The following is a 407-nucleotide window of genomic DNA, read 5'->3' as shown; positions in this document are numbered from 1 at the left end:
CACTGCTTGAACAGGCCTTCGGGCTTGTAGAGCAGCACGGCGGCCATCAGCATGTACACCAGCATGCCCGCCACCTGGGGCAGCAGCACCTTGCCGAAGGTGTCCACCAGCCCGACCAGCAGCGCGGAAATGAGCGCCCCGCGCACCGAGCCGATGCCGCCGATGACCACGACCACAAAGCACATGATCAGCACCGAGCTGCCCATGTTGGGGTAGACGCTGGCGATGGGCGCGGCAATCATGCCGGCCACGGCGGCCAGGCCCACGCCCAGGGCGAACACCACGGCGTGGATCAGGCGGATGTTGATGCCCAGCGCCTCGGTCATGTCGCGGTTGAAGGCGCCGGCGCGGATCTTCATGCCCAGGCGGGTTTTGGAAATCAACAGGTACAGCCCCAGCGCCAGCAG

1 protein-coding gene is annotated in these 407 nt (G+C 66.3%); it reads right to left on the bottom strand.

Translation table 11 applies throughout. The features are described from left to right. Positions 1–407, bottom strand: a 407-nt coding sequence (locus HA630_RS01805; protein ID WP_166832178.1) for a branched-chain amino acid ABC transporter permease, incomplete at both ends; no start/stop codon positions are given.

This window comes from Aquabacterium sp. A08 (genome assembly GCF_011742065.1).
Note: the sequence above shows the minus strand (reverse complement) of the source record. Positions and strands in the feature narration are given on the sequence as shown.